Here is a 21,194-nt window from a genome sequence, read left to right as displayed (position 1 = left end):
GAGGGAATATAGTGCTTTTGAGGTGAGATGTTTGCTCTGTTTTGGAGCGGTTTATGGGAGGATTTCTCAGGTCCCCCCATAAAAGGGACTTATGGCCGGGCAACTCGCCCCGACACAAAGTGGCTCACATCATTGAACCCTGGCGTCGACGCATGCCCTGGCGTGACCAGCGAGTCGATGAACGCTTCGTCCTCCGCCGTGATCTTCACCTCCAGCGCGCCGGTGTAGGCATCCCACTGCGCCTCGGTGCGCGGCCCGACAATCGCCGAACTGACCGCCGAGTTGTTCAGGACCCAGGCAATCGCGAACTCGACAATCCCCACGCCACGGCCCTGGGTGTATTGCTGGATCTGCTGGGCGATGCGCAGGGATTCAACGCGCCATTCGGTTTCCAGGATGCGCTTGTCCTGGCGCCCGGCACGGCTGCCGGCTTCAGGCGTAACGTCCGGCGCATATTTGCCGCTGAGCACGCCACGGGCCAGCGGGCTGTAAGGCACCACGCCCAGGCCATACGCGGCGGCGGCGGTGATCTGCTCCACCTCGGCCTGGCGGTTGACGATGTTGTACAGCGGCTGGCTGATGATCGGTTTGTCCACCCCGAGGCGCTCGGCCACGCGGATCACTTCAGCGATCCGCCAGCCGCGATAGTTGGACAGGCCCCAGTGGCGGATCTTGCCCTCGCGGATCAAGTCGCCAATCGCTGAAATCGTGACTTCCAGTGGCGTGTTGTGGTCTTCGCGGTGCAGGTAATAGATGTCCAGGTAATCGGTGTCGAGGCGCGTCAGGCTGGCTTCCAGCGCATTGAAAATCCGCTTGCGACTCAGGCCGCTGCGGTTCGGCAGGCCATCCGCCGGGCCGATGCCGACTTTCGAAGCCAGCACCCAATCCTGGCGCTGGCGGGCGATGGCTTCGCCGACGATTTCCTCGGAGCGCCCGCCGGTGTAGACGTCGGCGGTGTCGATAAAGTTGATGCCTTGATCCCAGGCCTTGTCGATGATGCGCAGCGAGTCCTCGGTGTTGGTCTGCTCGCCAAACATCATGCTGCCCAGGGTCAGTGCGCTGACCTTCAACCCGGACTGGCCCAGTGTGCGGTAAATCATCGTGAACACCTCAAAAGGGGGAGACAGGCCCTATCCAATACCAGAGAGCAAGGCTCTGGAACAAGCCCCGCGACGGTTATTGCGGCAATAGTTCGGCGCAGCGCAGTTGCAGGAAGCGGTGCAGTACCTTGACCCGCTCCGACACCTGCAACCGATGGGGACACATCAGATTGAACGGGGTCGGTTCGCCTTGCCAATCGGTGAGCAACGGCACCAGGCGCCCGGCCTTGATATCGCGCGCTACATCCAGCCGCGCTTTATAGGCGATGCCGTGCCCGGCCAATGCCCAGCGCCGCACGATCTCGCCGTCATCACTGAGGTAGTCGCCGCCGACCTCGACTTCCTGCAGCACCTCGCCCTGGCGAAAGTACCAGGTGTTGTTCGCCCGACCCTGGCGCATATAGCGCAGCGTGCTGTGTTGTGCCAGGTCCTGGGGGAGGCGTGGCGTACCGTGGCGCGCGAGGTAGTCGGGGCTGGCGCACGCCACCCGCGTGTGGTCGGGCACCACCGGCAACGCGACCAGGCTGGAGTCCCGTGGTACGCCGAAGCGCAGGGCGATGTCGACGGTTTCGCGGAACAGGTCGGCATTGCTGTCATTGAGCAGCAACTGAAGGCGCACGTTCGGGTGTTCGAGCTTGAACTCATCCAGCCAGCCCAGCAGCACATTGCGCCCGAAATCCGAGGGCGCGGCCAATTGCAGTAACCCGCTCAGGCTCTGGCCTTGCTGCTTGACCGCCTGTTCGCCTTCCGACAGCGCCTCCAGGGCCACGCGCACACTGTCGAGGTAGCGCCGGCCTTCTTCGGTCAGGCGCATGCTGCGGGTGGAACGCGCCAGCAGCCGGATGCCCAGGCGGGTTTCCAGGCGCTTGAGGGCAATGCTCGCTGCGGCCGGGGTCAGGCTGAGGCTGCGGGCGGCTGCCGACAGGCTGCCGGTGTCGGCGGTGCGTACGAACACTTCAAGGTCGAGGATTGAGCTAATTTGTAAAAATCCTTTAAAGATCTTGTCGTTTTACCGGGATTTTTCAACGATTGCCAAGCTGGGAAGATGAAAGCTCATTTTCTCAGCCAGGTATTTCCCCATGACATCTCCCCTCAACGGCAAAACCATCATCGTCATTGGCGGCAGCAGCGGCATCGGTGCCGAGGTGGCCAAGCAGGCCGTGGCACGCGGTGCCCATGTGGTGCTGGCCGGGCGGCGCTTGTCTTCAACCGTGGAGAACGGGGTGCGCAGCGAGCAGGTGGACGTGACCGACGCAGCCTCATTACAGCGCTTGTTCGAAACCGTGGGGCAGTTTGACCATCTGGTCTACACCGCAGGGCCTGCGGTGCAGGCCAAGGCCCTGATCGAGACCGACCTGAACCTGGCGCAAGACAACTTCAACGTGAAGCTCTGGGGTTCGCTGCGGGCGATCCAGTCGGCGCTGCCATTTCTCGCCGAGCGCGGCAGCATCACCCTGACGTCGGGGCAGTTGGGGCGCAAAACGGTTGCGGGGCAATTCATCAAGACCGGCATCAATGCGGCGACCGAAGCGCTGGGCAAGCAACTGGCCAAGGAACTGGCGCCACGGCGGGTCAATGTGGTCAGCCCGGGGGTGATCGACACCGAGGCGTATGCCGGGTTGTCCGATGAGCAGCGACTGGCAATGTTTGCCAAGGCGGGCGGGGCGTTGCCGGTGGGGCGCGTGGGGCAGGCCGAAGAAGTGGCTGCCGGGTATGTGTTGGCGATGGAGAACGGGTTTATCACCGGTAGCGTGATTGATGTCGACGGCGGCGGATTACTCTAAAGGCAGCTGAATAAAAAAGGTCCCGCTTTCAGGCGGGACCTGCATTATCAGTAATAGGGCCGTGCTTAATAACGTGGCACCGGAACCGGTTGTGGCGGGTAGTAATAGCCTGGAGGCGGCGCCTGGTAATAGACCGGTGGCGGCTGTTGGATGTACACCGGCTGCGGTTGCACGTAAACCGGTTGCTGCTGCACATAGACCGGAGGCTGGGAGTTGGCGACCACCGAACCCACTACGAGACCGCCGACAACCGCACCCAGCAAAGCCGGGCCACCCCAGCCCCAACCACCGCCATGCCCGTACCCATAACCGTGACCCCAGCCATAGCCATATCCTCCACGGGCTTCTGCTTGCCCTGCGATGGCGAGGGTGGCAATGAGCAACATGGCTACTTTCATTTTTGAGAGTCGACTGATCATGATAAGTCCTCTACGTATGCACCGAACCGGTCTTGATAATATCCCCGGGCATAGGCTTCAGACAGCGGTTTCGGACGGGATGATGGAGTACGAAAGTAAAGGCTGGGTAAAGGTTGTAGCCTATTTGTTACCTGGAATGGGCGTAGAGGTTAATACGGCTGTCAGGCAGTTGTTTGCCTATAAAAACACGCCTTTATATGAGCAGATAGATGACCGGCGCCGCCCTCGATATCGCGGCACCGGTCAGCGCTGATTCAAGCCTTGAGTGTGCGCGTCATGCGCAACGCCAACACACTGCCCGCGACGATCACCGCCGCCAGCAGGTACAGCGCCAGGTCCGTAGACCCGGTGGCATCTTTCACAAACCCGACGATATACGGGCTGAGGAACCCCGCCATCTGGCCCATGGAGTTGATCAACGCCAAGCCACCTGCTGCCGCACCTGCGCTGAGCATCGCGGTTGGCACCGGCCAGAACATCGGCAGGCCGGTGAGGGCGCCCATGGTGGCGATGGTCAGGCCGAGGATCGCAATGGCCGGCGTGGTTGCAAAGTTCACCGCAATCACCAGCCCGATCGCGCCCATCAGCATCGGCACCACCAGGTGCCAGCGACGCTCCTTGCGCAAGTCGGCAGAGCGGCCCACCAGCAGCATGAACACCGCCGCCAGCAGGTACGGGATCGCACTCAACCAGCCAATCACCAGGTTATCGCTGAAGCCCATGTTCTTGATGATCGATGGCAGCCAGAAGTTGATGGCGTACACACCGCTCTGGATGCAGAAGTAGATCAGGCCGAACGCCCAGATCGCCGGGTTCTTGAACACTTCCAGCAGCGAGTCGCTGGTGGTCTTCGGCTTGTTGGCCAGGTCGGTCGCCTGGTCGGCTTCCAGCACCGCGCGCTCATGGGGCGTGAGCCACTTGGCGTTGGCAAAGCTGTCGCTGAGCAGGAAGTAGGCGAGGGCGCCGAGGATCACCGTCGGCACGCCTTGCAGCAGGAACATCCACTGCCAGCCCGCAAGCCCGCCCTGGCCGGCGGCGAAGTGGTTGAGGATCCAGCCGGAGAACGGGCTGCCGAGCAGGCCGGATACCGGAATCGCCGACATGAACAGCGCCATGATCCGCCCACGGCGGAAGGTCGGGAACCACTGCGAGAGGTACAGCACCACGCCCGGGAAGAACCCGGCTTCAGCGGCGCCGGTCAGCAGGCGCAAGCCGTAGAAGTGCGTCGGTGTGGTAACGAACAACAGGCAGGTGGACAGGGCGCCCCAGACGATCATCATCAGCGCAATCCAGCGCCGTGGACCGAATTTGGTCAGCGCCAGGTTGCTCGGCACGCCGCACAGCACGTAGCCGATAAAGAAGATCCCGGCACCGAGGCCGTACACGGTCTCGCTGAATTTCAGGTCGTCGAGCATCTGCAACTTGGCAAAGCCGACGTTGACGCGGTCGAGGTAGTTGAACAGGTAGCAGATGAAAATGAAGGGGATCAGGCGCAGGGTGATGCGCTTGTATACGGCGTTTTTATCGTCATCGGTGGCCTGGGTAACAGCGGCGCTCTGTGACATGGCAGTCTCTCTTTATTATGATTTTTCGCGATGCGAGGGTAACGTTGATCGCCCAACGAGTCTCGGCCACCTCAAGGGGTGCTGTCTTTGTGCTCGCGCACAGTGAAGCATGGTTTGCGCTGTGCCTATGAACAACCGGTTTTTTCAGGAATTTAGCCCCATGTTCGAGCTGGATCATGACCTGGCGCAGGATATCGTCAATCGCACCATGGCGATCCTGCCCTATAACGTCAACGTCATGGACAGCCAGGGCCTGATCCTGGGCAGCGGCGAACCCGAGCGGATCAACACCCGCCACGAAGGCGCGCAGTTGGTGCTGGCCAACGGGCGGGTGGTGGAAATCGACGGCCAGACCGCCAAGCACCTCAAGGGCGTGCAACCCGGGATCAACCTGCCGCTGCTGCACGACCAGCGCCTGATCGGCGTGCTGGGCATTACCGGTGAGCCGGAATTGCTGCGCACCTATGCCGAACTGGTGCGCATGACCGCCGAAATGCTGGTCAGCCAGCGTCACCAGCAAGCCGAGCAGCAATGGCGGCGCCAGCGCTGCGATGATCTGCTGGCACTGCTGCTGGCCGAGACCGGCGATTCGCCGCGCCTGGTGGATGAAGCCCAGCAACTGGGCCTCAAGCCGCAGCTGGCGCGCACGCCGTACCTGTTCGAGCTGGGCAGCGGCCAGTCGGCCGAGGCCTTGAGCGCCTGGCTGACCTCGCGCTACCCCGACAGCTGGTGCGTCAGCTCCGCGCAGTTTTCCCTGCTGTGGTGCCGGCCGGCCTCGGTGCAAGTCGATAACCCGCGCCTGCTGGAAAAGCTCGACGGCCTGGGCTGGAACATCCTGCGGGTCGCCGTCGGCGGGCAAGCGGACGGGCTGGCCGGCCTGCGCCGTTGTTACCGGCGAGTCGGCGACCTGCTCGCCTATGGCCGTGATGTGCTGCCCGAATCGCGGTTGCTGACCCTCAATCGCTACCGCCTGCCGGTCATGCTCTGGCGCCACCGCAACGACGACGCCCTCGATGAATTGCTCAACCCGCTGCGCAAGGTACTGGCCAAGGACAGCAACGGCCAGTTGCTGGCGACCCTGCGCAGCTGGTGCGACCACGACGGCCAAAGCCAAGCCTGCGCCGATGCCCTGGGGATCCACCGCAACAGCCTGCGCTACCGCATGGAACGCATCGCCGAGCTGAGCGGCGTCGACCCGCTGACCCTCGACGGCATGCTCGCGTTGTACCTCGGCGTGCAGCTATTGCCGCAAGCTTTGTCCAAATGAACAACAAACCCCAGCCACTCTTGTGCAATGGACCGGCGTTATTGCCGGTGCCAACTGGCAGCATGGGCGTTATAAAAACCGGAGAAAGCCCATGAAAATCATCATCGCCCCCGACTCGTTCAAGGACAGCCTGAGTGCTGAAGGCGTGGCGAATGCCATTGCCGAGGGGTTGGCCAGCGTGTGGCCCGACGCCGAGCTGATCAAGTGCCCGATGGCGGACGGTGGTGAGGGCACGGTGGAATCGGTACTCGCCGCCTGCCAGGGCGAGCTGCGCACCAGCCGTGTGCAAGGGCCATTGGGCGGCAGTGTCGACGCGCATTGGGGCTGGTTGGCCGAGAGCCACACCGCAATCATCGAAATGGCCGAAGCCAGCGGTCTGCAACGGGTGCCGCCGGGAAAACGTGATGCGTGTTCCAGCAGCACCTTCGGTACCGGCGAGCTGATCCGTGCCGCCCTGGATGCGGGCGCCCAACGCATCATCCTGGCCATCGGCGGCAGCGCCACCAACGACGGCGGCGCCGGGGCGATGCTCGCCCTGGGTGTGCAGCTGTTTGATGCCCAGGGTGCAGCACTGCCTCTCGGCGGCCTGGCGCTGGCCAAGCTGTCGCGCATCAGCCTTGAGCAACTGGACCCACGCCTGGCCCAGGTGCGCTTCGAAATTGCCGCCGACGTGAACAACCCACTGTGCGGCCCCCACGGTGCCTCGGCGATTTTCGGCCCGCAAAAAGGTGCCAATCCCCAGCAAGTCGAGCAACTGGATGCCGCCCTCGGCCATTTCGCCGATCACTGCGCCAAGGTCTTGCCCAAAGATGTACGCGACGAACCCGGCAGCGGCGCCGCCGGTGGCCTGGGTTTTGCCGCCAAGGCGTTCCTTGGCGCACAGTTTCGTGCGGGTGTTGAAGTGGTCGCCGAGTTGGTGGGTCTCGAAAAGGCCGTGCGTGGCGCCGACCTGGTGATCACTGGCGAAGGCCGCTTCGACGCCCAGACCCTGCGGGGCAAAACCCCGTTTGGCGTTGCGCGGATCGCCAAACAGCACAACGTGCCGGTGATCGTGATCGCCGGCACCTTGGGTGATGGCTATGAGCAGATGTACGCCCATGGCGTGGACGCCGCGTTCGCCTTGCCGTCAGGCCCGACTACCCTGGAGCAGGCCTGCAGCGAGGCGCCGCGCCTGTTGCGCGAACGCGCCTCGGACATCGCCCGGGTTTGGAAACTGGTTGCTGCGCGGCCCCGGTAATTGCGGTGCTGGGCTCGCCATTCTGAGGCTTTGCCGCCTACACTGGCCCGCCATGTGTTTTCAAAGGATGAAACACCATGCACACACCTGAACCCAAAATCGTTATCACGCGCTTCACCGAGGCCCACCTTGAAGGCGTCGCTGCGCTCTACAACGACCCGGCTGTATGCCGTCAGGTGCTGCAAATGCCTTTCCAGTCGGTTGAAGCCTGGCGCGCACGCCTGGCACCCGGGGATGAACGGCGGCTACAACTGGTGGCCGTGCATGCGGATGAGGTGATCGGCAACCTGGGGCTTGAGCAATATTCCCGTGTGCGCCGCAGCCACGTCGGTTCATTCGGCATGGGCGTCGCCACCGCCTGGCAGGGCAAGGGCGTGGGCTCCCGGCTGCTGGGCGCGGCGCTGGAGGTGGCGGATAACTGGATGAACCTGCACCGGGTGGAACTCACGGTGTACGCCGACAACGAAGCCGCCCACCGGCTGTACCACAAGTTCGGCTTCGAGACCGAAGGCCTGCTGCGCGACTACGCCGTGCGTGACGGCGCATTCGTCGACACGCTGACCATGGCGCGCATCCGCAAGCCGGCCTAGTCGTCCTGCAACGCAAACGCCACCGCAGCCTGCGCATGCAGCTCGGTGGTGTCCAGCAAGGGCAGGTCGCTGTGCTGCGGCTTGATCAACAGGCTGATTTCCGTACAGCCGAGGATGATGGCCTGGGCGCCACGGGCGGCCAAAGACTCGATCACCCGCTGGTACACCTCGCGCGATGCGTCGCTGATCACCCCGACGCACAACTCTTCGTAAATGATCCGGTGCACGGCCTGGCGCTCTTCAGCGTCCGGCACCAGCACGGTCAGCCCCTGCGCCGCCAGGCGTGACTTGAGAAACTCCTGCTCCATGGTAAATGCGGTACCCAGCAGGCCAACGCTCAGGGTGCCAGCTTCCACGGCCGCCGCGCCGGCAGCGTCTGCAATATGCAGAAACGGTATCGACACCGCCGCTTCAATCTGCGGCGCTACCAGGTGCATGGTGTTGGTACACAGCACGATGCACTCGGCGCCCCCGGCTTGCAGGCGGCGGGCGGCGTCTTCGAGGATCAGCGCCGCGTCGTCCCAGCGCCCGGCGTGCTGGGCCTGCTCCACCGGGCCGAAGTCGACGCTGTACATCAACAGTTGTGCCGAGCGCAGCGGCCCGAGCTGGTCGCGCACGTTCTGGTTGATGATGCGGTAATACTCGGCGCTGGACTCCCAGCTCATGCCGCCGATAAGGCCGATGGTGCGCATGCGATGCTCCTGAATTGGACGGGCGAGGGCACCACATTACCCGCGCGCTGCGCTTTAGTCATACGCCGGTGTGCGGCATCTGCCATGATCAAGGCTCGCAACATGGGTCACCCAAGGAACACGGCAATGGACGATGTACAACAACTGGGCGAGATGCTGCGTCATTACGCCGACAGCGAAGCCCACAAGAAACAGCAGTTCGAAGTGCAGTCGGCCCATTGGGCGCAGAAGATCGGCGAGTTGTTCGGCCAGATCGAGCAGTGGCTTGCGCCTGTGAAGACGGTCGGTTTGCTGGAAGTGCAGCGCGAGGCGTACGTGGCTTCCGGCCCCAGCGTGCCGGTGGAGACCTCCACCTTCAAGACCGAGAAACTGACCATCCATATCGCCGGCAAACCGGTGGAGTTCGTGCCGGATGTGATGGGCGCCGGCGGTTTGATTTCGCTGTCGGTGATGGGCTTGACCGCCGCCCGCTACGGCAGCATTTCCCTGGTATTGCTGCCGGGGAAAAACGACTGGCTGTGGAAGAAAACCAACGGTTTGAAAGACCCGGATACGTTCGGCTTCGATGCCAACTTCCTGGCGTTGCAGTTGCAGAGCCTGATTCCCCGCGAACGCGGCTAGTCGCTCAATGTGGTGCTTGTGTGGGAGCGGGCTTGCTCGCGAAAGCGGTGTGTCAGTCGCTGTATATGTTGACTGAACCACCGCTTTCGCGAGCAAGCCCGCTCCCACAATTAGATCTCTATATTGCCCCAGTCCTGCTTTGTTTCCTCAGGCGCCACCGCGTTGACCCGCTTGCCCGTGGCCCGCTCCACCCGCCGCGCCACTTCCGGGTCATCGGCGAACGGCATCAGGCTGGCCTCATCCAGGCTCTCCTTCGACTGGCCCCGCAGGCAATACTCCACCGCGCCATACAGACTGATCACCGCCGCCAGGTTCAGCGCTATCTCCCACATCAGGCGATCTGCGCGTCAAGCTGCGCCACCTTCAAATCCGCCACTCGCACCGTGCGCCAGGTGTTGTACGCCATCAGCAACATGCCGCTGAGGAAGAACACCCCGCCGACGAATCGCACCACAAATCCCGGATGGCTGGCCTGTAACGCTTCCACAAACGAGTAGGTGAGGGTGCCGTCATCGTTCACCGCCCGCCACATCAGGCCCTGGGTGATGCCGTTGACCCACATCGACGCGATGTACAGCACCGTGCCAATGGTCGCCAGCCAGAAGTGCATATTGATCAGCCCCACACTGTGCATCTGCGCGCGCCCGAAGATTTTCGGGATCATGTGGTACAGCGAGCCAAATGTGATCATCGCCACCCAGCCCAGGGCGCCGGCGTGGACGTGGCCGATGGTCCAGTCGGTGTAATGGGAGAGGGCGTTGACGGTTTTGATCGCCATCATCGGCCCTTCAAAGGTCGACATCCCGTAGAACGCCAGCGACAGCACCAGGAAGCGCAGGATCGGGTCGGTGCGCAATTTATGCCAGGCCCCGGAAAGCGTCATCATGCCGTTGATCATCCCGCCCCAGCTCGGCGCCAGCAGGATCAGCGACATCGCCATCCCCAGCGACTGCGCCCAGTCCGGCAGCGCGGTGTAGTGCAGGTGGTGCGGACCGGCCCAGATGTACAGGGTGATCAGCGCCCAGAAGTGCACGATGGACAGGCGATAGGAATACACCGGCCGCCCGACCTGCTTCGGCACGAAGTAGTACATCATCCCCAGGAAACCGGTGGTCAGGAAGAACCCCACGGCGTTGTGCCCGTACCACCACTGCACCATCGCGTCGGTGGCCCCGGAATACACCGGGTAGGACTTGAACCAGTCCACCGGGATCGACAGGTGATTGACCACGTGCAGCATGGCGATCACCACGATAAATGCACCGAAGAACCAGTTGCCGACGTAGATGTGCTGGGTCTTGCGCTGCACCACAGTGGTGAAAAACACGATCGCATAGGCCACCCACACCACGGTCATCCACACCGCGCCGCTGAACTCGATCTCGGCGTATTCCTTGGTGGTGGTGTAACCCAGTGGCAGGCTGACCAGCATGATCACGATCACCGACTGCCAGCCCCAAAAGGTAAAGGCAGCGAGCTTGTCCGAGTACAGCCGTACCTGGCAGGTGCGCTGTACTGCGTAGTAGCTGGCGGCGAATTGCGCGCTGCCGGCAAAGCCGAAAATCACCAGGCTGGTGTGCAGCGGGCGCAGGCGGCCGAAGGTGGTCCACGGCAGGTCGAGGTTCATCTCGGGCCACACCAGTTGCGAGGCGATCCACACGCCCATGGCCATGCCGACCACGCCCCAGACGATAGTTGCAATGACGAATTGACGCACGACCTTGTAGTTGTAGGCCTGTGCGGTTGATGGTGGTTGCATGCTTAGTCCTCCCACGGTTCCAAGTGGGCGGCACTGTAGGAAGTATGGGTAGAACAATACAGACTCAGACCCGGGTCATTAATACGGATCAGCCACTAACCTGCATTTTTCGCACGTTACCCCCGTCAATAAATCGTTTGTCCAACCCCCGCCCAATGACAAAACTGCAAGTCACTCGCAAAACAACAACGATTGGGCAAAAAACCATATGCAAATCGAGCGCAACTTTTACAACGGCCACTTCGCCGAACCTGCCAGCACCGCCCAAATCGCGGTCTACAACCCCGCGACCGAGGCCCAGGTAGGCCGGGTGTCCGCCGCCACCCCTGATGAAGCCATTGCGGCCGTCGATGCCGCCGCCAGCGCACAGAAAACCTGGGGCAAGCTCACCAGCATCCAGCGCGCCGAACACCTGCGGGCTTTCGCCGCCGCCCTCGAAACCTGCGCTGAAAGCATAGGCCGGGCGCTGGCCAGCGAATCCGGCAAAAGCCTCGACGACGCCAGCAACGAAGCGCGCTACGCCGCCCAGATCACCCGCTACCACGCCGAATGGGCGCGCCGCATCGAAGGCGAAATCATCCCCAGCGACACCCCGGACGAAAACCTGTTCCTGCAACGCGAGCCCATTGGCGTCGTGGCTTGCCTGATTCCGTTCAACTACCCGGTCTATACCCTGCTGCGCAAAATCGCCCCGGCGCTGATTGCCGGAAACACCGTGGTGGTGCGCCCGAGCAACAACACGCCGTTGTCCGCCTTTGAAATCGCCCGCGCCGTCGAGCAGTCGGGCATGCCGGCCGGCGTGATCAACATCCTGACCATGGACCACGCCACCGCCGCCGCCCTGTGCACCCACAAGGCCGTGGGCCTGATCACCCTGACCGGCAGCGTCAACGCCGGGCGCATCGTGCTCGACTACTGCAAGGCCAACATCGCCAAGCCGTCCCTGGAGCTGGGCGGCAAGACCCCGGCGATCATCGAGGCCGACGCCGACCTGGAAAAAGCCGCCAGCGACATCATCGCTTCCAAGACCACCCACTGCGGCCAACTGTGCACGGCCGTCGAGCGGGTGTATGTGCAGGAAAGCGTCTATGACCGATTCCTGGCCCTGCTCAAGGCCAAGATCAGCGCCGTCAAATTCGGTGACCGTGCCACGGATGCGGGCCTGATGGGCCCACTGGTCAACGCCAGCTCCCGGCAGAATATTCACGCCATGGTCGAGCGCGCCATCGCCGACGGTGCTGTACTGGAAACAGGCGGCGTACTCCCCGACGGCCCGGGCCATTTCTACCCGCCGACGCTGCTCAGCGCCTGCCGCCAGGACATGGAAATCATCCAGGAAGAAATCTTCGGCCCGGTGCTGCCGGTGCTCAAGTACCGCGATATCGACGAAGCGCTGGCTATGGCCAACGATCACCAGTTCGGCCTGTCGTCGGTGCTCTATACCGAGAACTACCGCACGGCCATGAAAGTCGCCAACGCCATCGAGGCCGGCGAGTTGTACGTCAATCGCACCCCGGCCGACCCTTACCAGGGTTTCCACGCCGGCTGGAAACGCTCAGGGCTGGGCGGCGATGACGGCAAGCACGGGATGCTTGAATTCACCCAGACCCGTTTGGTGGTCATGAAGTACTGATTCACCGACCACCGGCTTCACCTCAATAAAAACAATTATCGGGGCACCTGCACAGTGGGTGCCCGAGGTCTACAAGATGTCCAAGCCTGCACCCGTTGCCCAGGGTTTCGATGCCGTGTCCGCGGCTAAAAGCGACAAAGCCAGTCGCTACTTCCAATTGATGTTGCTGGTATTGGCTGCCGGGGCGATCTACCCGATCCTCTACCTGCGCCAGGTCTACCAGACCACCATGCTCGAGGTGTTCCAGATCAACCACAGCCAGCTGGGTTATCTGTACTCGATGCTCGGTACGATCTTCCTGCTCAGCTACCTGCCGAGCGGCTGGTTGGCCGATCGCCTGCCGCCACGCTTCCTGATCTTCTTTTCGCTGGTGGCCACCGGGGCCCTGGGTATCTGGTACTCCACTGTGCCGTCGATGACCGGCCTGATGATCATCTTCGGCTGCTGGGGCCTGACCACCGGCCTGACCTTCTGGGCTTCGGTGCTCAAGCGGGTGAAGATGATCGCCCATCACAGTGAGCAGGGCCGTTTCTTCGGCATCCTCGACGGCGGCCGTGGCCTGGTGGAAGCCTTGCTGGCGACCGTGGCCCTGGGGCTGTTCGCCTACGCCACCGAGACCCGCAGCCAAACTGCGGCCGAAGGCTTCAAGCACGTTGTGTACCTGTATTCGTTCGTGTGTATCGCCATTGGTTGTGTGCTGGTGCTGCTCAAGGACCCCAAGTCCATGGCCGAAACTGCGGCGGTGGAGAAGGGCAAGTTCAACCTGATCGCCGACCTCACCACCCTGGTGAAAATCCCCGAGCTGTGGCTGGTGACCGCCATCGTGTTCTGCGGTTACCACATGTTCTGGGCCACCTACAGCTTCTCCGATTACCTGCAAGGCAGCGGCATGACCGCCGTGATGGCCGGCACCATCACCACCATCAAGTTGTGGATGCGACCCATCGGCGGGATCGGCGGCGGCTGGCTGGGGGACAAGTTTTCGAACATCTCGGTGCTGATCGTCGCGCTGATGCTGGTGACCCTGGCGATGGTCGGCCTGATCGTGTTCCCGGCCATTGGCAGCCTCGGCTTGCTGATCGGCACGGTGATCTTTATCGGCCTGATGACCTACGCGATTCGCGGCCTGTACTGGGCGATCCTCGACAGCTGCGACATCCCGCTGCGCATCACCGGCCTGGCCATCGGCATCGTCTCGGTGGTGGGTTACCTGCCGGACACCTTTATCCCGCTGATCAATGGCTACCTCACCGACACATACCCGGGGCAGGTCGGCTACAACCTGTACTTCGGCTACATCGCCTTCATCGGCGTGCTCGGGACCCTCGCGGCCCTGACCTTGCGCGCCCGGATCAATCGTAAAAAATTCAACCAGACAGGTGCCTGAGATGAAAATCGTCGCCCTTGAAACCCATATTGTCGCCGTACCGCCACCGCACATCGGCGGCATGTATTGGCTGTTCGTCAAACTGAAAACCGACTGCGGCATCGAAGGCGTGGGCGAGATCTACGCCGCCACCTTCGGCCCCAAGGCCATGCTGCCGATCATCGAGGACGTGTTCGAGCGCTACCTGCTCAACCACGACCCGCACCACATCGAGCGCTTCTTCCGCCAGGCGTACTCCAGCGGTTTCACCCAGCGCCCCGATCTGACCATGATGGGGGTGGTCAGCGGCTTGGAAATGGCCTGCTGGGACATCATCGGCAAGGCCGCCAACAAACCGGTCTATGAGTTGCTGGGGGGCAAGGTCAACGAACGCCTGCGTTCCTACACCTACCTGTACCCGGTCAACAGCAAGGGCGAGTACGACTACGACGACCCGGACCTGGCCGCCGAATGCGCGATCGAGAACATGAACAAGGGCTTCACCGCCGTGAAGTTCGACCCGGCAGGCCCGTACACCGCGTACTCCGGCCACCAGATCTCCCTGGAAGTGCTGGAACGCTGCGAAACCTTCTGCCGCAAGATTCGCGAGGCGGTGGGCGACAAGTGCGACCTGCTGTTCGGCACCCACGGGCAGATGGTGCCCTCGTCGGCGATTCGCCTGGCCAAGCGCCTGGAGAAATACGACCCGCTGTGGTTCGAAGAACCGGTGCCACCAGGCCAGGAAGAGGCCATGGCCCAGGTCGCGGCCAAGACCAGCATTCCCATCGCCACCGGCGAGCGCCTGACCACCAAGTACGAGTTCTTCAAGCTCTTGCAGGCCGGTGGAGCATCGATCCTGCAAATGAACGTGGCCCGCTGCGGCGGCCTGCTGGAAGCCAAGAAAATCGCAAGCATGGCCGAGGCCTACTACGCGCAGATCGCCCCGCACCTGTACAACGGACCGATCGGCGCAGCGGCGAGTTTCCAGTTGGCCACGTGCACGCCGAATTTCCTGATCCAGGAAAGCATCATGACCTGGGGCGGTTTCCATGCCGAAGTGCTGACCAAGCCGCTGCAATGGGAGGACGGCTACATCATCCCGTCCACCGAGCCGGGCCTTGGGGTGGAGCTGAACATGGACGTGGTGCGCAAGCACACGCCGTACACCGGCGAGCGGCTGCACCTGCAAATGGCGCCCACGCCTGCTGACGTGAAAGACACTTCGCCCGCCAAGGGCTAAAAAAAACGACTTATGCGGTAACCGTGAATGACATACGACTACATCATCGCCGGCGCCGGCGCCGCAGGTTGCGTCCTGGCCAACCGACTCTCCGCCTCGGGCGAGCATTCGGTATTGCTGCTGGAAGCCGGCGGCAAGGACAGCTCCTGGTGGTTCAAGATCCCGGTCGGTTTCGCCAAGATGTACTACAACCCGACCTTCAACTGGATGTACTACAGCCAGCCGCAAAAACAGCTGGCCGACCGTGCCATCTATGCCCCGCGGGGGAAGGTGCAGGGCGGTTCCGGCTCGATCAACGCCATGATCTACGTGCGCGGCCAGGCCCATGATTTCGATGACTGGGCGGCCAATGGCAACGACGGCTGGGGCTTCAAGGACGTGCTGCCGTACTTCCGCAAGCTGGAAAATCACCCCCTGGGCGACACCGAATACCACGGCAGCAGCGGCCCCATCAGCATCACCCCGATGAAGGGCCAGACCCATGCCATCTGCGATGTATTTCTCAAGGGCTGCGAGCAATTGGGCTATGGCCTGAGCGATGACTTCAACGGGCCGAACTTCGAAGGTGCGGGCCTCTACGACGTCAACACCCGCAACGGTGAGCGCTGCTCCAGCAGCTTTGCGCACCTGCACCCGGCGTTGGGTAGGCCGAACCTGACCGTGGAGTTGCATGCGCTGGTAGACCGCGTGCTGTTCGACGATCAGCAGCGCGCCACCGGCATCAGCGTGACCCAGCACGGCGTGGTCCGCACCTTCAGCGCGCGCAAGGAGGTGATCCTGTGCGCCGGGGCGGTGGATACGCCGAAGATCCTGCAACTGTCGGGTGTGGCGGACAAGCAATTGCTCGCCGAACACAACATCCCGCTGGTCAAGGACCTGCCTGCAGTGGGGCAGAACCTGCAGGACCACCTCTGCGCCAGCTATTACTACAAGGCCAATATCCCGACCCTGAACGACCAGCTCAGTTCGCTGTTTGGCCAGTTCAAACTCGGCCTCAAATACCTGCTGACCCGCAAGGGCGCGCTGGCCATGAGCGTCAACCAGGCCGGCGGGTTCTTTCGCGGTAATGCTGAACAGGCGCATCCGAACCTGCAGCTGTACTTCAACCCGCTGTCGTACCAGATCCCGAAAAACAACAAGGCCAGCCTCAAGCCCGAGCCGTATTCAGGCTTCCTGCTGTGCTTCAACCCGTGCCGGCCTACCAGCCGCGGGACGATCCGCATCGCCTCGAAAAACCCACGGGACGCGGCCTTGATCGACCCCAACTACCTGAGCACCCAAAAGGACATCGACGAGGTGATCCAGGGCAGCCGGCTGATGCGCAAGATCATGCAGGCGCCGGCGCTCAAGGGCGTGACGGTGGCCGAGGTGTTGCCGGGGCCGGCGGTGCAAACCGATGAGCAGATGCTGCAGTACTTCCGCGAGAACAGCGGCTCGATCTATCACCTGTGTGGCTCATGCGCCATGGGCTCGGACCCGCTGGTGTCGGTGGTGGACAAGCGCCTGAAGGTGCACGGGATGCAAGGACTGCGGATTGTCGATGCGTCGATTTTCCCCAACGTGACCTCGGGCAATACCCATGCGGCGGTGTTGATGGTGGCGGAGAAGGGTGCGGATCTGATCCTGCAGGATGCCTGAATTGATCGTTCCCACGCTCTGCGTGGGAATGCATCCTGTGACGCTCCGCGTCACGACTTCAAGAGCAGACGCGGAGCGTCCAGGGCGGCGTTCCCACGCGGAGCGTGGGAACGATCATAGAGAGACCGTGTTTTGCCACTGGGCAACCGTTTCGGCACTGATGCTTACCCCACCACACACAATCACCACCACATCCTCAATCCCGGCAATCGCCCCATGCTCCAGATACGCCACGGCCAACGAAACCCCACATGCCGGTTCCACCAACTGGCGTAAATCATCGGCGTACCGCGCCACGCCCATCATCGCGTCGGCATCACTCAACACCACGCATTGATGGGCAAACCTGCCGATATGCTGCACCGGCCACGCCGCCACCTGGGTCGCGGCCAACGACTTGGCCACGGTATCGATCTTCGCCAGCCGCACGGGCTTTCCAGCCTCTACGGCAGCAGCAAACGAAGCCGCGCCCGCCGTTTCACACGCAATCACCTTGCAGCCGAACCGCCCATGACGCTCCAGGCCCGTCAGAACGCCCGCGAGCAGTCCACCGCCGCCCACCGAGGTCACGATGGCGCCCACCTGAGGGCAGTCCTCAAGAATCTCATCGATCATGCTGCTGTGGCCTTCCCACAACAGCGGGTGATCAAAGGCCGGCACATACAGCGCCTCGGGTGCTTTTGAGAGTTGCAGCGCCAGCTCATTGGATTGATCCCACAGATCACCGTGCACCACCACCTCGGCCCCGGCCTGGCGGATGCGTGCGCGGGTGGCTTCGGGGGTGGTGGTCGGCACCACGATCCGCGCCTGTAACCCCAGGCCGCGCGCCGCGAAGGCCGTGGCCAGCCCGGCATTGCCGCCGGAGGGGCATACCACCGTGGTCTTGCCCTGGCTCGCCGCGTAGGCGCACAGCGTGGTCATGCCGCGCAACTTGAACGAGCCACAGGGTTGCAGGTTCTCGAGCTTCAGCCAGACCCGCCGGGTAGCGGTGGACAAGCCGGGGTGCAGGATCAACGGGGTGCGAATCGGCAGCATTGGTCATTTCCTGATCGGTCGAGTACCCATCATATATCAGGCCACGTGCTGTATCTGAGCTAGGCTGGTTGGGTTAAGTTGCTTGCGGTGTGTGATAGTGGCAAATGGCTTTGTCTTCGCTCGGTGATCGGTTACCTTATCGCCCCTGGATGGCTTCTATGGCCATTGCGCAATGCTCGACACAAGGATGGTCATGTAGCGGGAGTTTTTTCACGCCTCCCTTGTGTCGATCTCACCGACTGACACGAGTAGATCCATGTCCAATTGCCTGGTATCACTGTCCGAACAAGCCTTTTTTACGATTGCCACTTCTGCGCTGGAGGCTTACCGCGTTGATCACTCTGCCGATCTGGACGGTACCGGGATCAAGTTGGAGACCTTTGGTTATCTGTGGGGCCATCTCAGCTCAACCAGTATGAACGAGACCGTGTACCGTATCAGCCAGGCAAATGTATCGACTGCCGCTCACCGCACGGGGGATTCCGTTACTGCCCGCGACGATGCCTATACCTTGAAAAATACCTTCGTCGAATCATTCTTTCCGGAACTGCGTTTTCTCGGAGACTTTCACAGCCATCCTTACAGTCAGGAACGTGACGCCGTGCGCACTGAGCTGGACTTGGAGCGCAACGAGTTTTACCGGTTCTCAACTGCGGATATGCGTAGCGCCAAAGCTCAACAGGATGCGTGCAAGGACTACCGCGTTGGCTTGGTAATTACTGTATTTGAGCGTGAGGAACAGGTCGCACGTTCCAACATGTACCTTGATGATCAGAGTTGTATCCGTTTCCAATACGACAGCATGACAATCTGGATCAAGGCATACGTGTGGGCGGGTGATGATTACCGTAGAAAGGCCGACAAAATGGTGACGCTTATTTGTCCTCCTGCTGGTTTCAGTTTGCAAGTCTGAGACGGACGCTTTGTGCTTTAACGATTCACGCCCGTTCAGCCGTAAAAAGACCTAGTGGCTTCGGAGAGCTAAGCCAATGTTGTTGGATTTGAAAGATGACACCCAGCTGAAAGCCGCTTGTAAAAGCGCGCTTGAGCAAACGCGCACCCAACCTGGAAATCAGGAGTGGCGTAATCGACTGATGGTCTTGCTCGAAAAAGTGCGCGAGTCGGATCACGATGAGTTCACCAGTGAGGCATTTCAGCGAATGCTTTGGGACAGCCGGGCTATTTCAGCCACAGGCATGGGCAGTGTCGACATTTCATTGGTGGCAGCCGATGGGCAAATCGCCGAGGTCTTATGGCAGCTAAAGTCAACCTATCGAGTGTTGCTCCCTGATGCCGTGGAGATGTTGATTGATTCCACTTGGTCACAGGTACTTGCCTTGGTAGAGCTCAAGGTCAAGCGCCGGCCTTTGCTGAAGTTATGTCGGTTGCTCGCGGCTATTTGTCCTGAATACTTCACGACTATTACCAATTTCCGAAAGCTCCACGAGCTGGCTATCGCGATGGGGTTTGACGGTCCCCTGGGGCATGGCCTGTCGGAGCAACGCTGGGTAATGGCGCGATTGAAGGGGGTTCTTGACGATCCTGGCCCAGGGCTGACGCAATTTTTTGTTGAGCATATGACCGTGCCTTGGTTGTTGTACGTCAATCACGTCCAAAAGGCGGAGTTGGAGGCGACGGAGGTATCAGACCTGGCTACCGGAGAGGAGCGCCTCAACCCATTACCTGCAGATCGTCGGCGCCGTGGCATGTTGGCTATTGGTGGCGGCTCATCAACCATTCGTTCAATGATCGAGTTTGCTCGTGAAGGCTGCACGCGCGAAGATTTCCGTGAGCACATGCATTCAATTAACCCCGGCCATGTAACCGGCACCCTCAACACTCAAATCAATGCGTTGATTGCGGAGTGGGGTGTATTGCGGCCTGACGGAGACAACCTTTACCTGACGCCAAGAGGCGAAAGTTTCCTTGAGTCTGGCGACCCGGATGATTTCTGCGATTGGTTGTTAACGCGTATTCTCGGTTTCGACAACATGCTCTATCTATTGATGCAGGAACCTTTGACTGTAAAGGCCCTGGCGCTGGAACTACAAAAGGTCAATCCAGGCTGGACCAGCAACTTTGTTCCGAGCTCACTGATCAACTGGTTGCGCAGCCTGAAGCTTGTTGAGTTGGCCTCCGACAAGACCTTGCAGTTGACCGAGCGTGGATTGACTTGGGCCGAACGTATTCATTGGGTTCCAGGTTTGCTCGGAGGGGACCCGGTACTGGTGCCACAAGAAACCTCGCCCGACTACCAAGGCTATATCAACCGTCCGAAACTGGGAGAGATTCTTGAGAGTTTCGACGACAACATTGTCTTGCGCCCTGAACTCATAGGCCAGCTCGATGCCGGCCTGTGGAGCCATCACCGTCGTCATCTTGCCGTATTGACGGGGTTGAGCGGTGCTGGGAAAACACTGCTGGCCCGAGGTTATGCATTGGGCTTACGGCACGGGGAAAAAGATCCCGCGCAGGGTTTGCTGACCGTTGCGGTACAACCGGGTTGGCACGATCCGTCTTGCTTGTTGGGATACATTAACCCGATTAATAATGAAGTCTATGTGCGGACGGCGCTCCTTGATTTTCTGTTGTGTGCCAGTGCAGATCCAGACCGTGCCTACACTGTGGTCCTGGACGAAATGAATCTGTCGCACCCCGAGCAGTACCTCGCACCGCTGTTGTCGGCAATGGAAACCGGTGACCGGATCGAGTTGCACGCCCAAGGCGTCGAGATTAATGGGATTCCAGCCAGCCTCGACTACCCCGCGAACCTCTTTATCATCGGTACCGTCAATATGGACGAAACCACCCATGGACTCAGCGACAAGGTGCTTGATCGTGCCTGCGTGATTGAGTTCTGGGATATTGACGTGGACGCCTTTCCTGGTTGGAAAAATAGTCCGCTTTCCAGCGAGCAGACCCACAAAGTCCAGCAGGCACTCAAGGATCTGGTCGCAGCACTTCGTCCCGTCAGGCTGCATTTCGGCTGGCGCACGATCAGCGATGTAATGGGCTATATCCGCGAGGCGTTGCGCTGGAACGTTATCGACTTTGAAAGTGCGTTGGACCAGGCTATCTATTCCAAAGTATTACCCAAACTGCGCGGTGAGGACTCGCCCCGTATCCAACGGGCGTTTGCTGCAGTGCAGGTAGTACTCAAACAGAATGAACTTACGCAATCGCAGGCCAAGATGCATGAGTTGCTGGAAGACCTCCAGTACCTGGGTTCTGCCCGGTTCTGGCGTTAA

19 protein-coding genes are annotated in these 21,194 nt (G+C 61.2%); 11 read left to right on the top strand and 8 right to left on the bottom strand.

What is annotated here, in order from left to right:
- Positions 1–89 precede the first annotated feature (89 nt).
- Together HX807_RS06095 and HX807_RS06090 are read right to left on the bottom strand one after the other, a co-directional pair.
- Positions 90–1,100, bottom strand: coding sequence for an aldo/keto reductase (locus HX807_RS06095; protein ID WP_008432538.1), 1,011 nt, complete (start codon positions 1,098–1,100; stop codon positions 90–92).
- A 76-nt stretch (positions 1,101–1,176) separates the two neighbouring features.
- Positions 1,177–2,079: a LysR family transcriptional regulator gene (locus tag HX807_RS06090; RefSeq protein WP_008432540.1), complete on the bottom strand. Its 903-nt coding sequence runs from the start codon at positions 2,077–2,079 to the stop codon at positions 1,177–1,179.
- 100 nt (positions 2,080–2,179) lie between these two features.
- Between HX807_RS06090 and HX807_RS06085 the strand changes: the two genes are divergently transcribed.
- Positions 2,180–2,884: an SDR family oxidoreductase gene (locus HX807_RS06085; protein WP_177049502.1), complete on the top strand. Its 705-nt coding sequence runs from the start codon at positions 2,180–2,182 to the stop codon at positions 2,882–2,884.
- A gap of 65 nt (positions 2,885–2,949) precedes the next feature.
- Here HX807_RS06085 and HX807_RS06080 read toward each other — a convergent pair whose 3' ends face one another.
- Both HX807_RS06080 and HX807_RS06070 read right to left on the bottom strand, forming a co-directional pair.
- Positions 2,950–3,303, bottom strand: coding sequence for a hypothetical protein (locus HX807_RS06080; RefSeq protein ID WP_023658819.1), 354 nt, complete (start codon positions 3,301–3,303; stop codon positions 2,950–2,952).
- Positions 3,304–3,557: 254 nt separating this feature from the next.
- Positions 3,558–4,868: an MFS transporter gene (locus HX807_RS06070; RefSeq protein WP_003212559.1), complete on the bottom strand. Its 1,311-nt coding sequence runs from the start codon at positions 4,866–4,868 to the stop codon at positions 3,558–3,560.
- A gap of 160 nt (positions 4,869–5,028) precedes the next feature.
- Between HX807_RS06070 and HX807_RS06065 the strand changes: the two genes are divergently transcribed.
- The 3 genes from HX807_RS06065 to HX807_RS06055 all read left to right on the top strand — a co-directional run bounded on the left by HX807_RS06065 (position 5,029) and on the right by HX807_RS06055 (position 7,962).
- Positions 5,029–6,135, top strand: coding sequence for a sugar diacid recognition domain-containing protein (locus tag HX807_RS06065; RefSeq protein WP_003212558.1), 1,107 nt, complete (start codon positions 5,029–5,031; stop codon positions 6,133–6,135).
- Positions 6,136–6,226: 91 nt separating this feature from the next.
- The gene (locus HX807_RS06060; protein WP_177049500.1) at positions 6,227–7,372 is read left to right on the top strand and encodes a glycerate kinase; all 1,146 of its coding nucleotides are present in this window, start codon (positions 6,227–6,229) and stop codon (positions 7,370–7,372) included.
- A gap of 77 nt (positions 7,373–7,449) precedes the next feature.
- On the top strand, positions 7,450–7,962 hold the full coding sequence (locus tag HX807_RS06055) for a GNAT family N-acetyltransferase (protein ID WP_177049498.1): 513 nt from the start codon (positions 7,450–7,452) through the stop codon (positions 7,960–7,962).
- Here HX807_RS06055 and HX807_RS06050 read toward each other — a convergent pair.
- Positions 7,959–8,654, bottom strand: coding sequence for an aspartate/glutamate racemase family protein (locus HX807_RS06050; RefSeq protein ID WP_008432548.1), 696 nt, complete (start codon positions 8,652–8,654; stop codon positions 7,959–7,961). The two genes, HX807_RS06055 and HX807_RS06050, sit on opposite strands and share 4 nt — an antisense overlap.
- A gap of 126 nt (positions 8,655–8,780) precedes the next feature.
- Here HX807_RS06050 and HX807_RS06045 point away from each other — a divergent pair, with 126 nt between their 5' ends.
- Positions 8,781–9,275: a hypothetical protein gene (locus tag HX807_RS06045; protein WP_003212554.1), complete on the top strand. Its 495-nt coding sequence runs from the start codon at positions 8,781–8,783 to the stop codon at positions 9,273–9,275.
- Between the two features lie 110 nt (positions 9,276–9,385).
- Here HX807_RS06045 and HX807_RS06040 read toward each other — a convergent pair whose 3' ends face one another.
- A complete protein-coding gene (locus HX807_RS06040) occupies positions 9,386–9,607 on the bottom strand; it encodes a cbb3-type cytochrome c oxidase subunit 3 (protein ID WP_008432549.1) in 222 nt (73 codons plus the stop codon).
- Positions 9,607–11,034: a cytochrome-c oxidase, cbb3-type subunit I gene (ccoN, locus tag HX807_RS06035; RefSeq protein ID WP_008432550.1), complete on the bottom strand. Its 1,428-nt coding sequence runs from the start codon at positions 11,032–11,034 to the stop codon at positions 9,607–9,609. The genes HX807_RS06040 and ccoN overlap by 1 nt, the downstream gene beginning before the upstream one ends.
- A gap of 208 nt (positions 11,035–11,242) precedes the next feature.
- On the opposite strand from ccoN, the gene aldA reads away from it, so the two are divergent.
- The 4 genes from aldA (at position 11,243) to HX807_RS06015 (ending at position 16,911) form a co-directional block, all read left to right on the top strand.
- Positions 11,243–12,667 carry an aldehyde dehydrogenase gene (gene aldA, locus HX807_RS06030; protein ID WP_177049496.1) on the top strand — a complete coding sequence of 475 codons (1,425 nt, stop codon included), beginning with the start codon at positions 11,243–11,245 and terminating at the stop codon, positions 12,665–12,667.
- A gap of 76 nt (positions 12,668–12,743) precedes the next feature.
- Entirely contained in the window at positions 12,744–14,054 is a 1,311-nt protein-coding gene (locus HX807_RS06025; RefSeq protein WP_008432552.1) for a nitrate/nitrite transporter, read from the top strand.
- 1 nt (position 14,055) lies between these two features.
- Positions 14,056–15,273 (top strand): mandelate racemase/muconate lactonizing enzyme family protein, encoded by a 1,218-nt coding sequence (locus HX807_RS06020; protein WP_008432553.1) that lies wholly within the window; start codon positions 14,056–14,058, stop codon positions 15,271–15,273.
- A gap of 27 nt (positions 15,274–15,300) precedes the next feature.
- Positions 15,301–16,911 carry a GMC family oxidoreductase gene (locus tag HX807_RS06015; protein WP_177049494.1) on the top strand — a complete coding sequence of 537 codons (1,611 nt, stop codon included), beginning with the start codon at positions 15,301–15,303 and terminating at the stop codon, positions 16,909–16,911.
- 114 nt (positions 16,912–17,025) lie between these two features.
- Here the strand turns inward: HX807_RS06015 and HX807_RS06010 are convergent, their stop codons facing one another.
- On the bottom strand, positions 17,026–17,946 hold the full coding sequence (locus HX807_RS06010; RefSeq protein WP_177049492.1) for a pyridoxal-phosphate dependent enzyme: 921 nt from the start codon (positions 17,944–17,946) through the stop codon (positions 17,026–17,028).
- 256 nt (positions 17,947–18,202) lie between these two features.
- Between HX807_RS06010 and HX807_RS06005 the strand changes: the two genes are divergently transcribed.
- On the top strand, positions 18,203–18,859 hold the full coding sequence (locus tag HX807_RS06005; protein WP_177049490.1) for a hypothetical protein: 657 nt from the start codon (positions 18,203–18,205) through the stop codon (positions 18,857–18,859).
- Between the two features lie 76 nt (positions 18,860–18,935).
- Complete coding sequence (locus tag HX807_RS06000; protein ID WP_177039959.1) at positions 18,936–21,194, top strand: McrB family protein; 2,259 nt, start codon at positions 18,936–18,938, stop codon at positions 21,192–21,194.

The sequence above is a fragment of the Pseudomonas sp. D8002 genome (genome assembly GCF_013385695.1).
Lineage (GTDB): Bacteria > Pseudomonadota > Gammaproteobacteria > Pseudomonadales > Pseudomonadaceae > Aquipseudomonas.
This window is presented reverse-complemented; position numbering and strand designations above follow the sequence as displayed.